Raw genomic sequence first — 13,485 nt, 5'->3', positions numbered from 1 at the left:
CGCACCGCGGCCACCAGCCGCGCGCCGGGATCGCTGACGGCCGGCGTGCCGGCATCGCTGACGTAGGCGACGCGCTCGCCGCGCGCCAGCCGCTCGATCACCACGCCGGCGGCCTGGGCCTCGTTGTGCTCGTGCAGCGCGATCAGCGGCTTGTCGAGTCCCAGGTGACGCAGCAGTGGTGCGGTGACGCGCGTGTCCTCGCAGGCCACGGCGTCGACCAGTCCGAGCGCATGGATCGCGCGCAGCGTCAGGTCGGCCAGATTGCCGATGGGCGTGGCCACGACGTAGAGCGTGGCTTTGGGATACTGCTGCGCGCCGGCCGCGCTGGCGGCAGCTTGCTGGATCAACGGGGCGTCGATGGTCACGACCAAGGCGGTGGGAGACGGGGGCGAGGACCGGGCGCTGGCCTACCTGCTGCGCGCCGGGCTGAAGCTCGTGGAGCGCAATTATCGAGTCGCCGGCGGCCCGCGCGTGCGAGGTGGCGAGATCGACCTCGTGCTGAGGGATCGCGATGGCACGCTGGTGTTCGTCGAGGTGCGTACGCGGGCCACCCGATCGCACGGCGGCGCTGCAGCCACCGTATCGGGCGTGAAGCAGCAGCGGATCGTGCGCGCCGCGCGCCACTACCTGATGCGCTTTGCCACGCCGCCGCCGTGTCGCTTCGACGTGGTGGCGATCGAAGGGGAACACATCGCGTGGCTGCGCGCGGCCTTCGACGCGTCCTGACCCCCTCGACCGACCGGCACGTGGCGGCTCGCGGAACCCGGGCCCGCGAAAGCGTGTCATATCATCATGGGCATGCTTGAACAACGAATCCAGCGGCACTTCTTCGACAGTGCCGACCTGAAGAATCAGGCGGCCGAGGTGTTGAGCAAGCCGATAGCCGATGCGGTTCAGGCCGTGCTCGGCTGCATCACCGCCGGCGGCAAGGTGCTGGCCTGTGGCAACGGGGGCTCCGCCAGCGACGCGCAGCATTTCGCGGCCGAGTTCGTCGGCCGCTTCGAGCGCGAGCGTCCCGGGCTGGCCGCGATCGCGCTGAACACCGACACCTCCATCATCACCGCGCTCGGCAACGACTACGATTTCTCCGCGATCTATGCCAAGCAGGTGCAGGCGCTCGGCAATCCCGGTGACGTGCTGCTGGCCATCACGACGAGCGGCAACTCGGCCAACGTGGTGGCCGCGGTGGACGCGGCCCATGACAAGGACATGACCGTCATCGCCCTCACCGGGCGGGGCGGCGGCAAGCTCGGTGCTCGCCTGACCGAGACCGACGTACACATCTGCGTGCCGCACGAGCGCACGGCGCGCATACAGGAAGTGCACATCCTCGCGATCCACTGTCTGTGCGACGCGGTCGACGTGCAACTGCTCGGTGAACAGGACCTGACATGACCTCACGAACCTCTCCTTCGCCTGCCCAGGCGGCAACCCGGGCCCCTCGCACGCTCCGTCGCGTTGCGCTGGCCGCATTGGCCTGCATCTCGCTCTCCGGCGCCTTGGGCGGCTGTGCGCTGCTGATCGGTGGTGCGGCCGTCGGCAGTGCACTGGTCTACAGCGACCGTCGCACGTCGGGGGCGCAGCTTGAAGACCAGGGCATCGAGCTGAAAGGCGCGGCGCGGGTCAAGGAGGCCATCGGCGAACGCGGCCGGGTCAGCCTGACCAGCTTCAATCGCACGGTGCTGCTGACCGGCGAAGTGCCGACCGAGGCCGACAAGGCGGCCGTCGAGGCCGCGGTCTCGAAGCTCGAGAACGTCCGCTCCCTGCTGAACGAACTGGCGATCGGCCCGACGACCTCGCTGGTCGACCGCTCGAACGACGCGCTGATCACGAGCAAGGTGAAGGCGAGCTACGTCGATGCGCGCGACATCTTCGCCAATGCCTACAAGGTGGTCACCGACCGTGGCATCGTCTACCTGATGGGTCGCGTCACGGAACGCGAGGCCGACCGCGGCGTGGCGATCGCCCGCGGCGTCTCCGGGGTCGTGAAGGTCGTCAAGGCCTTCGAGATCATCACCGAGGCCGAGCTCGCGCAGACGGTGCCGAAGAACGCGCCGACCGCTCCGGCCCCCTGAGAGGTCGCGACCGCGACGCGGTCGGTCTCCGCGTGGGCTACTTCAGGCGCTGGATCAGGCTCGAGGTGTCGCGGCGGCCGCCGTCGTCGGCCTGCACGTCCGCATAGAACTGATCGACCAACGCCGTCACCGGTAGCCGGGCGCCGTTGCGTTTCGCCTCGTCCAGGCAAAGCCCAAGGTCCTTGCGCATCCAGTCCACCGCGAAACCGAAGTCGAACTTGCCGTCGACCATCGTCGGGCCGCGGTTGTCCATCTGCCAGCTCTGCGCCGCGCCCTTGCCGATCACGCCGAGCACGGCCTTCATGTCCAGCCCGGCCTTCTGACCGAAGGCGATCGCCTCGCTGAGGCCCTGCACCAGGCCGGCGATCGCGATCTGGTTCACCATCTTCGCTAACTGGCCGGCGCCGGCCTCGCCGAGCAGCGTGACGGCCTTCGAGAAGGCCATCGCCACCGGCTGGATCTTCGCGAAGTCGGCCGCATCGCCGCCGCACATCACCGTGAGCGCGCCATTGATCGCGCCGAGGTTGCCACCCGAGACCGGGGCATCGACGAAGCCCAGGCCGCGCGCGCGCGCCGCCGCCGCCAGTTCGCGCGCGATGTCGGCCGACGCGGTGGTGTGGTCCACGAACACGGCGCCTGCCTTCATGGCCTGGAAGGCTCCGTCGGCACCGGTCGTCACCGAACGGAGATCGGCATCGTTGCCGACGCAGGCGAACACGATGTCGGCGTCCTGCGCCGCGGCGCTGGGCGTCGGCGCCGAACGGCCGCCGTACTCGTTCACCCAGGCCTGGGCCTTGGCCGTGGTGCGGTTGTAGACACACACGCTGTGGCCGGCGCGCGCCAGGTGGCCGGCCATGGGGTGGCCCATCACGCCCAGGCCGAGGAAGGCCACGCGCTGCGAGGGAACCGGATCGTAGGTCTTGCTGGTCATCGAGCGTCTCCGAAAAGGCAACGGCCTCCAAACGAGGCCGTTCTACACCGCCATGATCGCTCAAACCACCGCGGCCGGGCAGGCCGCGGGTTACTCAGACGATGGTCAGGTGCTCGGTGCCCGAGGCCAGGTCGGAGTTGCGCGCCCGGTTGCTGTTGAGCTTGATCTGCAGACGCAGGTCGTTGACCGAATCGGCGTTGCGCAGGGCATCCTCGTAGGTGACCAGCTGGCCCTCGTACAGGTCGAACAGGCTCTGGTCGAAGGTCTGCATGCCGAGCTCGCGACTCTTCTTCATGATCTCCTTGATCTCGGCCACCTCGCCCTTGAAGATCAGGTCGGAGATCAACGGCGTGTTCAGCAGGATCTCGATCGCCGCGACGCGGCCACGGCCTTCCTGGCGCGCCAGCAGGCGCTGCGACACGAGCGCCTTGAGGTTCAGCGACAGGTCCATCAGCAGCTGCGCGCGCCGCTCCTCGGGGAAGAAGTTGATGATGCGGTCGAGCGCCTGGTTGGCGCTGTTGGCGTGCAGCGTCGCCATGCACAGGTGGCCGGTCTCGGCGAAGGCCACCGCGTGTTCCATTGTCTCGCGGTCGCGGATCTCGCCCATCAGGATCACGTCGGGCGCCTGGCGCAGCGTGTTCTTCAGCGCCGGGGCCCAGTCGTCGGTATCGATGCCGACCTCACGCTGCGTCACGATGCAGTTCTTGTGCGGGTGCACGAACTCCACCGGGTCCTCGATGGTGATGATGTGGCCGTAGGAGTTCTCGTTGCGGTAGTCCACCATCGCGGCCAGCGAGGTGCTCTTGCCCGAGCCGGTGGCGCCGACGAAGATCACCAGCCGCGCTTGGTCGAGGCGACGTCCTTCAGCACCTGCGGCAGGCCGAGTGAGTCGATCGTCGGCAGCGTCTGCGGGATCGTCCGCAGCACCAGGCCCACGCAGCCCTGCTGCACGAAGGCATTGACCCGGAAGCGGCCGATGCCGGTCGGCGCGATCGCGAAATTGCACTCCTTGGTGCGTTCGAACTCGGCCGCCTGCTTGTCGTTCATGATCGAACGCGCCAGGGCCATCGTGTGTTGCGGCGTCAGCGGCTGCGGCGATACCTTGGTGACGCGGCCGTCGACCTTGACCGCCGGAGGAAAGTCGGCCGTCAGGAACAGATCGGAACCGTTGCGGGCGACCAGCAGGCGCAGCAGGTCGTTGACGAATTTCGACGCTTGATCGCGTTCCATGAGTTCCTCCCTTGGAGATTTTCTGAGGCGGCAGCGCTCGCTGCTCAGCCACCGGACAACAAAGCAGACAGCCGGGCGCTCACCTGGCGCAGGCGCAAGGACAGGCGCCGCGCGAGCGAGGCCAGCAGGGCCATGGCAAGCCGCGGCTCGTTCTCCATCATCGCGTCGAGGCGCCGGGCGTCGAGCACGGCCACGATGCAGGGAGTGAGCGTGGTGCAGGCGGAAAAGCGGGAGCCGGCGTCCAGCACCGACATCTCACCCAGCATGTCCCCGGCGCGAGCCTCGGCCACGCGGACCCGGCCGCCGCCGCGCTGCACGCGCTCGACGCCGACCCGGCCTTCCAGCACCACCAGCAGGTAGTTGCCCTGCTCGTCCTGGCCGATCACCTCCTGGCCGGCCGGTACCGTGAAATGGCGGAAGTGCTCGGCGATGCGGCCCAGTTCGGGGGGGCTCAGGCCGACCAGATGCGTCTCGGCCTCCCACAGCTGCACGAACAGATCGCAGGCGCGGCGCTCGTCGAAGGGCTGAGCCCCGGCCTGCCGGGCCCGCGCATCCCAATCGACCGTGGCGGTCGCGCGTTCCTCGCCGTCGTCTGACGGGGCGCCTTCGGCAGAAACCGCAGGGCCCCCCGGTCGATCGAGCTGCTTTTTCACGGTGAGCGCTCTGCGGACGACGGGGCGGTGCCCGGGATCAGCCCGGGAAGTTCTCGGGCAGCTTGGCCTTGCCGCGTGCCTCCGCCGGCGTGATGAGGTTGCGGCGCACCAGGTCCGTCAGGTTCTGGTCCAGTGTCTGCATGCCCATGCTGTTGCCGGTCTGGATCGAGCTGTACATCTGCGCGACCTTGGCCTCGCGGATCAGGTTGCGGATGGCCGGCGTGCCCAGCATGATCTCGTGCGCCGCCACGCGGCCCGAGCCGTCCTTGAGCTTGCACAGCGTCTGCGAGATCACGCCGATCAGCGACTCCGACAGCATCGCGCGCACCATGTCCTTCTCGGCGGCGGGGAACACGTCGATCACGCGGTCGATGGTCTTGGCCGCGCTGCTGGTGTGCAAGGTGCCGAACACCAGGTGGCCGGTTTCGGCCGCGGTCAGCGCGAGGCGGATGGTCTCGAGGTCGCGCATTTCGCCGACCAGGATCGCGTCCGGATCCTCGCGCAGCGCCGAGCGCAGCGCGTTGCTGAAGGACAGCGTGTGCGGTCCGACCTCGCGCTGGTTGATCAGGCAGCGCTTGGACTCGTGCACGAACTCGATCGGATCCTCGACGGTCAGGATATGGCCGTACTCGTTCTCGTTGAGGTGGTTCACCATGCCGGCGAGCGTGGTGCTCTTGCCCGAGCCGGTGGGGCCGGTGACCAGCACCAGGCCGCGCGGCTTGAGGGCCAGATCGGCGAAGATCTTCGGCGCGTTCAACTGCTCGAGCGTCAGGATCTTGCTCGGGATGGTGCGGAATACCGCGCCCGCGCCGCGGTTCTGATTGAAGGCGTTGACCCGGAAGCGCGCCAGGCCCTGGATCTCGAACGAGAAGTCGCATTCCAGCGTCTCCTCGTAGGCCTTGCGCTGCGCATCGTTCATGATGTCGTACACCATGTCGTGCACGTTCTTGTGGTCCAGCGGGTCCACGTTGATGCGCCGCACGTCGCCGTGCACCCGGATCATCGGCGGCAGTCCGGAGGACAAGTGCAGGTCCGAGGCCTTGTTCTTGACCGAGAACGCCAGCAGTTGGGTGATGTCCATGGGGTGGTGTGGGGAGCGCAGCGCTCACCATGCGGCAGAGGGTCGAGGGATTATGGCGACGATAGCAAGCAAGATACAAGAAGTGAGCGGGCGCATCGCACGCGCCTGTGACGCAGCGGGGCGTCCCGTGGCAAGCGTCACGCTGCTGGCGGTCAGCAAGACGTTCGGCGCCGACACCGTGCGCGAGGCCCTGGCGGCCGGGCAGACGCGGTTCGGCGAGAACTACGTGCAGGAAGCGCTCGACAAGATGGCCGCGCTGGCCGACGTTCGCGCTCGCCTCGAATGGCATCTGATCGGTCCGCTGCAGAGCAACAAGACGCGCGCGGTGGCCGAGGCCTTCGACTGGGTGCACTCGGTCGACCGGCTGAAGATCGCCCAGCGGCTGTCCGAGCAGCGGCCGGACGCGCTGCCGCCCTTGCAGGTCTGCCTGCAGGTCAACGTCAGCGGCGAAGCCAGCAAGAGCGGTCTGGCGCCGGACGAGGTGGAGGAGGTGGCGCGGGCGGTCGCGACGCTGCCGCGGCTGCGGCTGCGCGGGCTGATGGCGATTCCCGAGCCGGCCGGCGATCTGAGCGCCCAGCGCCGGCCGCACCGCGCGCTGCACGAACTGCTGGAACGCCTTCAGGCGGGAGGCCTGGCGCTCGACACGCTGTCCATGGGGATGACCGCCGACCTCGAGGCCGCGGTGCTGGAGGGCGCGACGCTCGTGCGGGTCGGCACCGCGATCTTCGGCGGGCGGTCGACGGGGGGTGACCCGCGCGCCGCCGGGTGACGGCGTTCAGGCGCGGCGCCAGCGCGCCAGCAGCGCCCCCGCCTCGCCGACGATGCCACGCCGGAAGGCGAGCACGCAGAGGATGAAGATGAGGCCTGTGACCAGCGTGACCGCCTCGCCCAGGCCGTTGAACCAGGCGATCCCGGTCAGTTCGGCCAGCGCGCGCCCCACGTCGCCGATCTTGTTCTCCAGCGCCACGATCACCAGCGCGCCCACCATCGGGCCCACCATCGTCCCCATGCCGCCCACCAGCGTCATCAGGATCACCGCCCCCGAGGTCGTCCACACCGCGTCGGTCAGCGTCGCGAAGCCCAGCACCAGCGTCTTGGTCGCGCCGGCCAGCCCCGCCAGCGCGGCCGACAGCACGAAGGCCACCAGCTTGAAGCGCTCCACGTCGTAGCCCAGCGAGGTGGCGCGTGCCTCGTTCTCCCGGATCGAGGTCAGCACCTGCCCGAACGGCGAGTGCACCGTGCGGTAGATCAGCCAGAAGCCGGCGATGAAGATCGCCAGCACCACGTAGTACAGCGTCAGGTCGTTCGCGAGGTCCAGCCCCAGGAAGCGCCCGCGCGGCACCGACTGCAGCCCGTCCTCCCCGCCGGTGAAGGGCGCCTGCAGGAAGAAGAAGAACAGCATCTGCGCGAGCGCCAGCGTGATCATCGAGAAGTAGATCCCCGAGCGCCGGATCGCCAGCCAGCCGAAGGCCAGCCCGGCCAGCGCCGCCACGGCCGCCCCGAACAGCAGCCCCAGCGGGGCCGGGAAGCCCCAGACCTTGAGCGCATGGCCGGCACCGTAGGCCGCCGCGCCCAGGAAGGCCGCATGACCGAAGGACAGCAGCCCGGTGAAGCCGATCAGCAGGTTGAAGGCGCAGGCGAACAGCGCGTAGCACAGCACCTTCATCACGAAGATCGGGTAGGCCCCCAGCGCCGGCAGCAGCGCGATCGCGATGAACAGGGCCGCGTAGCCGAGCAGCGGGGATCGTTGGGGTGTCATTTCTCTTTCCCGAACAGGCCGGCCGGTCGGATCAGCAGCACGATGGCCATGATGACGAACACCACGGTGCTGGAGGCTTCGGGGTAGACCACCTTGGTGAGGCCCTCGATCAGGCCCAGGCCCAGGCCGGTGACGATGGAGCCCAGGATGGAGCCCATGCCGCCGATCACCACCACGGCGAAGACGGTGATGATGAGGTTGGAGCCCATCAGTGGGGAGACCTGGATGATGGGAGCGGCCAGCACGCCGGCGAAGGCCGCCAGCGCCACGCCGCCGGCGTAGGTGAGTGTGACCAGGCGGGGCACGTTGATGCCGAAGGCCTGCACCAGGCGCGGGTTCTCGGTGCCCGCGCGCAGGGTGGCGCCCAGCGAGGTCTTCTCGATCAGGGCCCACACGGCCAGGCAGACCACGATGGAGGCCAGCACGACCCAGGCGCGGTAGTTGGGCAGGATCATGAAGCCCAGGTTGGTGGCCCCGGAGAGGGCCGAGGGCACCGGGTAGGGTTGGCCGGAGACGCCGTAGAAGGAGCGGAAGATGCCCTCGGCCACCAGGGTGATGCCGAAGGTCAGCAGCAGGCCGTAGAGGTGGTCGAGCTTGTAGAGCCACTGCAGCAGCAGCCGCTCGATGAGGATGCCCAGCACCCCCACCAGCAGCGGCGCGAGCAGCAGCATGACCCAGTAGTTCAGCCCCAGGTACTCCAGGCCCATCCACGCCAGGAAGGCGCCCATCATGTACAGCGCCCCGTGGGCGAAGTTGATGATGTTGAGCATGCCGAAGATCACCGCCAGCCCCAGCGACAGCATCGCGTAGAACGAGCCGTTCACCAGACCCAGCAGCAACTGGCCCAGCAGTGCGGGCAAGGGGATGCCGAAGAGGTCGCTCATCGGGAATCGGCTCCTCGGCGGAGGCGGCGCGCGGCGCTCACTTCTTCACCAGCGGGCACTTGCTGTCGGCCAGCTTCGTGAAGGCCTGTTCGCCGGGGATCTTCTCGACCACCTTGAAGTAGTCCCAGGGCTCGGTCGACTCCTGCTGCGACTTCACCTGCAGCAGGAACATGTCGTGGATGCCGCGACCGTCTTCCTTGCGGATGCTGCCCTTGGCGTAGAAGTCGTTGATCGGCATGGCCTTCATCTGCGCCATGACCTTGTCGCCGTCGTCGGTCTTGGCGGCCTCGACGGCCTTCAGGAAGTGCATGGCGGCCGAGTAGTCGGCCGCCTGGATCGACGAGGGCATGCGCTTCATCTTCTCGAAGAAGCGGCGGCTCCACGCGCGCGCCTCCGGGCTCTGGTTCCAGTACCAGCTGTCGGTCATGTACATGCCCTGGGTCGCATTCAGGCCCAGCGAATGGATGTCGTTGATGAACATCAGCAGGCCGGCCAGCTTCATCGTCTTCGTGATGCCGAACTCGTTGGCGGCCTTGATCGAGTTGATGGTGTCGCCGCCGGCATTGGCCAGCCCCAGGATCTGCGCCTTGCTCGACTGCGCCTGCAGCAGGAAGGACGAGAAATCGCTGGCCGACAGCGGGTGCTTGACGCTGCCGAGCACCTGGCCGCCCGATTTCGTCACCACGTTGCTGGTGTCGTTCTGCAGCGACTGGCCGAAGGCATAGTCGGCCGTCAGGAAATACCAGGACTTGCCGCCCGCCTTGGTGACTGCGCTGCCGGTGCCGTTGGCCAGCGCCACGGTGTCGTAGGCATAGTGGATCGAGTAGGGCGTGCAATCCTCGTTCGAGATGCGCGAGGTGCCGGCACCGATGGCGATGAAGGGCTTCTTCTTCTCGGCCGCGACCTTGGTCATGGCCAGCGCGGTGCCGGAGTTGGTGCCGCCGATGAGCATGTCGACGCCCTGGGTGTCGAACCATTCGCGGGCCTTGCTGGCGGCCACGTCGGCCTTGTTCTGGTGGTCGGCGTAGACGAGCTCGATCTTCTTGCCGGCGACCGTGCCCTTCATGTCGCTGATGGCCAGCTTGATGGCCTCGACGCCGCCGGGGCCGTCGATGTCGGCGTACAGACCCGACATGTCGGTGATGAAGCCGATCTTGACCGTGTCCCCGGAGATCTGGGCCTGTGCCGGCGTGCCGCCGACGGCGAGGAGGCCGGCGGTGGCGGCGGCAGCGAGTGCGGTGCGCGAGCGAACGAGGGTCATGCGGGGCTCCTGAGGGTGGGATGAGAGGAAGCGGAAAGCGCGTCGCGATCAGACGCTGAGCAGTTCATCGAGCTGTGCCTGGTGGGCCGCCAGCTCGGAGGCAGCAAAGGACAGCGCGATGCGGCCGTGCTCGACCACATGGAACTGGTCGGCCAGGCGCGCGGCGAAGCGGAAGTTCTGCTCCACCATCACGATGGTGAAGCCCTGCGCCTTGAGCGCGGTGATCATGCGCGCGAGCGCCTGCACGATCACCGGCGCCAGCCCCTCGCTGATCTCGTCGAGCAGCAGGATGTCGGCCCCGGTGCGCAGGATGCGCGCCACCGCCAGCATCTGCTGCTCGCCCCCCGAGAGCCGCGTGCCCGGGCTGGCGCGCCGCTCGGCCAGGTTGGGGAACATCGCGTAGATCTCGGCCTCGCCCATCGCCTTGCCCCGCCCGGCCTTCAGGCGCGGGGGCAGCAGCAGGTTCTCCTCGGCGCTCAGCGAGGCGAAGATGCCGCGCTCCTCCGGGCAGTAGCCCAGCCCGAGGTGGGCGATGCGGTGGGTGGGCAGCGCGATGGCCTCCTGGCCGTGCACCTTGATCGAGCCCTTGCGGCTGCCCGTCAGGCCCATGATGGCGCGCAGCGTGGTGGTGCGTCCGGCGCCATTGCGCCCGAGCAGCGTGACCACCTGCCCGCGCGGCACCGCCAGGTCGATGCCGTGCAGGATGTGGCTCTCGCCGTACCAGGCCTGCAGCCCCTTGATCTCCAGCGCCAGGGGCTCCATCAATGCGCTCCCTGGAGTTCAGCCGCGTCGCTGCCCATGTAGGCCTCCAGCACCGCAGGGTGGCGGGAGACACTGGCGTAGTCGCCTTCGGCCAGCACGGCCCCGCGCGCCAGCACGGTGATGCGGTCGGCGATGGTGGCCACCACCTTCATGTTGTGCTCCACCATCAGCACGGTGCGGCCTTCGGCCACCCGCTTGATGAGGGCGGTGACGCGCTCGACGTCCTCGTGGCCCATGCCCTGGGTGGGTTCGTCGAGCAGCATGAGCTCGGGGCTCATGGCCATGGTGGTCGCGATCTCCAGCGCGCGCTTGCGTCCGTAGGGCAGGTCGGCGGCTTTGAGCGCAGCCATCTCGCGCAGGTCCACCAGTTCCAGCAGCTCGAGCACGCGGGCGTCGAGCGCGCGCAGCCCCGACAGGCCCTTCCAGAAGTGGAAGGAGGTGCCGGTGAAGCGCTGCAGGCCGATGCGCACGTTCTCCAGCACGCTCAGGTGGGGAAAGACGGCGGAGATCTGGAAGGAGCGGATGACGCCGCGGCGGGCGATCTGCGCGGGCTTCTCGGCGGTGATGTCGTGGCCGTTGAAGTGGATCGTGCCGCGGCTGGGCGCGAGGAACTTCGTGAGCAGGTTGAAGCAGGTGGTCTTGCCCGCGCCATTGGGCCCGATCAGCGCATGGATGTGTCCTCGCTGCACCGCCAGATCCACGCGGTCCACCGCCGTGAACCCCTTGAAGTCCTTCGTCAACTCGCGGGTCTGGAGAATGATGTCGCTCATGCGGGGACAGGAAAGAAGGCTTGCACTCTAAGTAGCGCTGTTGCGCTGCAATAGACGGGGTTCCCCTTAAGTGGATTCGCGCAACGCTCGACTGTGCGCAGGGCCGCGCAAGCCCCAGGCCGGTGCGCGGTCGTCATCGGCCTGTCACCTGCGTGACGATCGGCCCCGCCCGCACGCCGGCGTCCGGGAAGGATTCCAATTCGGCAGCAAGACACGGAGTGCCACGGTCCGGACCGATGCCTACAGTCACCGCATCGACCCACGTACACCCTGACGGACGATCATGAACATGAGCACCCAGACCGAACAACGGGCCGCCGCGACCGTGAACGACCCGCGCTGGGCCGCCGTCGTGGCGCGCGACGGCGCCGCCGACGGCCGCTTCTTCTACTCGGTGCGCACGACCGGCGTCTATTGCCGCCCGAGCTGCGCCGCGCGCCCGGCCCGCCCCGAGAACGTGGCCTTCCACGACACCGCCGAGGCCGCACGCGCGGCCGGCTTCAGGCCCTGCCTGCGCTGCAAGCCCGACCAGCTGCCGGCGGCCGCGCTGCAGGCAGCCCGGGTCGCCGAACTGTGCCGCTACATCGAGACCGCGGACGCGGTCCCCCCGCTCGCCGACCTGGCCCGGCGCGCCGGCCTCAGCCCCTACCACCTGCACCGCGTGTTCAAGGCGGTCACCGGCCTCACGCCGAGGGCCTACGCCACCGCGCACCGGGCGCGGCGCCTGCGCGAGGCGCTCGGCCGCCGCGGCGGCACGGTGACCGATGCCATCTACGACGCCGGCTTCAACTCCGGCGGCCGCTACTACGAGACGGCCGACGGGGTGCTCGGCATGACGGCCACGCGCTACCGCGCCGGCGGGGCGGGCACGGCGATCCGCTTCGCGATCGGCCAGTGCTCGCTGGGCGCCATCCTCGTGGCACAGAGCGAACGCGGCATCTGCGCGATCCTGCTCGGCGACGACCCGGATGCGCTGGCGCGCGACCTGCAGGACCGCTTCCCCCAGGCCCGCCTGATCGGCGGCGAGGCCGATTTCGAGGACTGGGTGGCCCGCGTGGTGGGCTTCGTCGAGGCACCGGGTCTCGGCCTGGACCTGCCGCTCGACGTGCGCGGCACCGCCTTCCAGCAGCGTGTGTGGCAGGCGTTGCGTGACATCCCGCCCGGCGCACCGCCAGTTACGCCGAGGTCGCCGCGCGCATCGGTGCGCCGACGGCGGTGCGCGCGGTGGCGCAGGCCTGCGCCGCCAACGCGCTGGCGGTGGCCATTCCCTGCCACCGCGTGGTGCGCAGCGACGGCGCACTGTCGGGCTACCGCTGGGGCGTCGAGCGCAAGCGCCAGCTGCTGGCGCTGGAGCAGGAGGTGATCACGCCATGAGCGTGTCGGAGACCGCCGGCGTCGCCACGGCGGTGGCCACCGCGAGCCTGGAGGCGCGCATCGCGGCGGCCGACTGGCCGCAGCTGGCCCGCGATCTCGACGCGCAGGGCCACGCGCAGATCGAACGCCTGCTCACGCCGGCGGAATGCCGCGCGCTGGCGGGGCTGTACACGGACGACGCGGCCTTCCGCAGCCGCGTGGTGATGGCCCGCCATGGCTTCGGGCGCGGCGAGTACCGCTACTTCGCCCACCCGCTGCCGGCGCTCGTCGCGACCCTGCGTGGCGGCTTCTATCCGCATCTGGTGCCGATCGCCAACCGCTGGCACGCGGCGATGGGTGTGGCCACGCGCTTCCCGCCGCGGCACGCCGAGTTCATCGCGCGCTGCCATGGGGCCGGCCAGACCCGGCCCACGCCGCTGCTGCTGCAGTACGGCGAGGGCGACTACAACTGCCTGCACCAGGATCTCTACGGCGAGCACGTGTTCCCGCTGCAGGTGGTGCTGCTGCTCTCCGAGCCCGGGCGCGATTTCGAGGGCGGCGAGTTCGTGATGACCGAGCAGCGCCCGCGCATGCAGTCGCGACCGATGGTGCTGCCGCTGCGCCAGGGCGACGCCGCGGTGATCGCCGTCCACGAGCGGCCGGTGCAGGGCACGCGCGGCAGCTACCGCGTGCGGCTGCGCCACGGCGTCAGCCGGGTGCGCGCCG

General features: G+C 69.2%; 14 protein-coding genes and 2 pseudogenes. 6 read left to right on the top strand and 10 right to left on the bottom strand.

Going from position 1 to position 13,485, the window contains the following annotated elements; translation table 11 throughout:
* The coding region (locus Y694_RS15085) for an SAM-dependent methyltransferase (RefSeq protein WP_036233935.1) at window positions 1–365 on the bottom strand (365 nt) is incomplete at its 3' end.
* Between Y694_RS15085 and Y694_RS15080 the strand changes: the two genes are divergently transcribed.
* The 3 genes from Y694_RS15080 (at window position 358) to Y694_RS15070 (ending at window position 2,075) form a co-directional block, all read left to right on the top strand.
* Complete coding sequence (locus Y694_RS15080; RefSeq protein WP_051495809.1) at window positions 358–726, top strand: YraN family protein; 369 nt, start codon at window positions 358–360, stop codon at window positions 724–726. The genes Y694_RS15085 and Y694_RS15080 overlap by 8 nt on opposite strands.
* Before the next feature lie 72 nt (window positions 727–798).
* Window positions 799–1,395 (top strand): phosphoheptose isomerase, encoded by a 597-nt coding sequence (locus tag Y694_RS15075; protein WP_036233929.1) that lies wholly within the window; start codon window positions 799–801, stop codon window positions 1,393–1,395.
* Entirely contained in the window at window positions 1,392–2,075 is a 684-nt protein-coding gene (locus Y694_RS15070; RefSeq protein ID WP_011831337.1) for a BON domain-containing protein, read from the top strand. Before Y694_RS15075 ends, Y694_RS15070 begins: the two co-directional genes overlap by 4 nt.
* A gap of 37 nt (window positions 2,076–2,112) precedes the next feature.
* Here the strand turns inward: Y694_RS15070 and Y694_RS15065 are convergent, their stop codons facing one another.
* From Y694_RS15065 to Y694_RS15050, 4 genes and pseudogenes are all read right to left on the bottom strand, one after another.
* A complete protein-coding gene (locus Y694_RS15065; protein WP_036233921.1) occupies window positions 2,113–3,006 on the bottom strand; it encodes an NAD(P)-dependent oxidoreductase in 894 nt (297 codons plus the stop codon).
* 94 nt (window positions 3,007–3,100) lie between these two features.
* Window positions 3,101–4,236, bottom strand: a pseudogene (locus Y694_RS15060) (PilT/PilU family type 4a pilus ATPase).
* 44 nt (window positions 4,237–4,280) lie between these two features.
* Complete coding sequence (locus Y694_RS15055) at window positions 4,281–4,889, bottom strand: cyclic nucleotide-binding domain-containing protein (protein ID WP_036233917.1); 609 nt, start codon at window positions 4,887–4,889, stop codon at window positions 4,281–4,283.
* Between the two features lie 37 nt (window positions 4,890–4,926).
* Entirely contained in the window at window positions 4,927–5,970 is a 1,044-nt protein-coding gene (locus Y694_RS15050; protein ID WP_011831333.1) for a type IV pilus twitching motility protein PilT, read from the bottom strand.
* A 52-nt stretch (window positions 5,971–6,022) separates the two neighbouring features.
* Between Y694_RS15050 and Y694_RS15045 the strand changes: the two genes are divergently transcribed.
* Complete coding sequence (locus Y694_RS15045; protein WP_036233914.1) at window positions 6,023–6,739, top strand: YggS family pyridoxal phosphate-dependent enzyme; 717 nt, start codon at window positions 6,023–6,025, stop codon at window positions 6,737–6,739.
* A 6-nt stretch (window positions 6,740–6,745) separates the two neighbouring features.
* On the opposite strand, the gene Y694_RS15040 is transcribed toward Y694_RS15045, so the two are convergent.
* Genes Y694_RS15040 through Y694_RS15020 form a run of 5 tightly spaced genes read right to left on the bottom strand, consistent with a single transcriptional unit; the run spans window position 6,746 to window position 11,406 of the window.
* Window positions 6,746–7,729, bottom strand: a complete 984-nt coding sequence (locus Y694_RS15040) for a branched-chain amino acid ABC transporter permease (RefSeq protein ID WP_011831331.1) — start codon at window positions 7,727–7,729, stop codon at window positions 6,746–6,748.
* The gene (locus Y694_RS15035) at window positions 7,726–8,613 is read right to left on the bottom strand and encodes a branched-chain amino acid ABC transporter permease (RefSeq protein ID WP_011831330.1); all 888 of its coding nucleotides are present in this window, start codon (window positions 8,611–8,613) and stop codon (window positions 7,726–7,728) included. Before Y694_RS15035 ends, Y694_RS15040 begins: the two co-directional genes overlap by 4 nt.
* A 37-nt stretch (window positions 8,614–8,650) precedes the next feature.
* On the bottom strand, window positions 8,651–9,874 hold the full coding sequence (locus tag Y694_RS15030; RefSeq protein WP_011831329.1) for an ABC transporter substrate-binding protein: 1,224 nt from the start codon (window positions 9,872–9,874) through the stop codon (window positions 8,651–8,653).
* A gap of 48 nt (window positions 9,875–9,922) precedes the next feature.
* Window positions 9,923–10,636: an ABC transporter ATP-binding protein gene (locus tag Y694_RS15025; protein ID WP_011831328.1), complete on the bottom strand. Its 714-nt coding sequence runs from the start codon at window positions 10,634–10,636 to the stop codon at window positions 9,923–9,925.
* Window positions 10,636–11,406: an ABC transporter ATP-binding protein gene (locus Y694_RS15020; RefSeq protein WP_011831327.1), complete on the bottom strand. Its 771-nt coding sequence runs from the start codon at window positions 11,404–11,406 to the stop codon at window positions 10,636–10,638. Before Y694_RS15020 ends, Y694_RS15025 begins: the two co-directional genes overlap by 1 nt.
* A 289-nt stretch (window positions 11,407–11,695) precedes the next feature.
* On the opposite strand from Y694_RS15020, the pseudogene ada reads away from it, so the two are divergent.
* Window positions 11,696–12,780 (top strand): annotated as a pseudogene (gene ada / locus Y694_RS15015) (bifunctional DNA-binding transcriptional regulator/O6-methylguanine-DNA methyltransferase Ada).
* Window positions 12,777–13,485: 2OG-Fe(II) oxygenase (locus tag Y694_RS15010; RefSeq protein WP_036233924.1), on the top strand; the 709-nt coding region annotated here is incomplete at its 3' end. The pseudogene ada and the gene Y694_RS15010, both read left to right, overlap by 4 nt.

The sequence above is a fragment of the Methylibium sp. T29-B genome, from assembly GCF_000576225.1.
GTDB classification, from domain to species: Bacteria; Pseudomonadota; Gammaproteobacteria; order Burkholderiales; family Burkholderiaceae_C; genus Methylibium; species Methylibium petroleiphilum.
The sequence above is the reverse complement of the archived record's forward strand: the minus strand, read 5'-3'. Positions and strand labels throughout refer to the sequence as shown.

What these genes read in the sequence shown, in the direction of transcription:
- Y694_RS15080 (WP_051495809.1), top strand. Translation starts at nt 358, where the DNA reads ATGGTCACGACCAAGGCGGTGGGAGACGGGGGCGAGGACCGGGCGCTG.
- Y694_RS15075 (WP_036233929.1), top strand. Translation starts at nt 799, where the DNA reads ATGCTTGAACAACGAATCCAGCGGCACTTCTTCGACAGTGCCGACCTG.
- Y694_RS15070 (WP_011831337.1), top strand. Translation starts at nt 1,392, where the DNA reads ATGACCTCACGAACCTCTCCTTCGCCTGCCCAGGCGGCAACCCGGGCC.
- Y694_RS15065 (WP_036233921.1), bottom strand. Translation starts at nt 3,006, where the DNA reads ATGACCAGCAAGACCTACGATCCGGTTCCCTCGCAGCGCGTGGCCTTC.
- Y694_RS15050 (WP_011831333.1), bottom strand. Translation starts at nt 5,970, where the DNA reads ATGGACATCACCCAACTGCTGGCGTTCTCGGTCAAGAACAAGGCCTCG.
- Y694_RS15045 (WP_036233914.1), top strand. Translation starts at nt 6,023, where the DNA reads ATGGCGACGATAGCAAGCAAGATACAAGAAGTGAGCGGGCGCATCGCA.
- Y694_RS15040 (WP_011831331.1), bottom strand. Translation starts at nt 7,729, where the DNA reads ATGACACCCCAACGATCCCCGCTGCTCGGCTACGCGGCCCTGTTCATC.
- Y694_RS15035 (WP_011831330.1), bottom strand. Translation starts at nt 8,613, where the DNA reads ATGAGCGACCTCTTCGGCATCCCCTTGCCCGCACTGCTGGGCCAGTTG.
- Y694_RS15030 (WP_011831329.1), bottom strand. Translation starts at nt 9,874, where the DNA reads ATGACCCTCGTTCGCTCGCGCACCGCACTCGCTGCCGCCGCCACCGCC.
- Y694_RS15025 (WP_011831328.1), bottom strand. Translation starts at nt 10,636, where the DNA reads ATGGAGCCCCTGGCGCTGGAGATCAAGGGGCTGCAGGCCTGGTACGGC.
- Y694_RS15020 (WP_011831327.1), bottom strand. Translation starts at nt 11,406, where the DNA reads ATGAGCGACATCATTCTCCAGACCCGCGAGTTGACGAAGGACTTCAAG.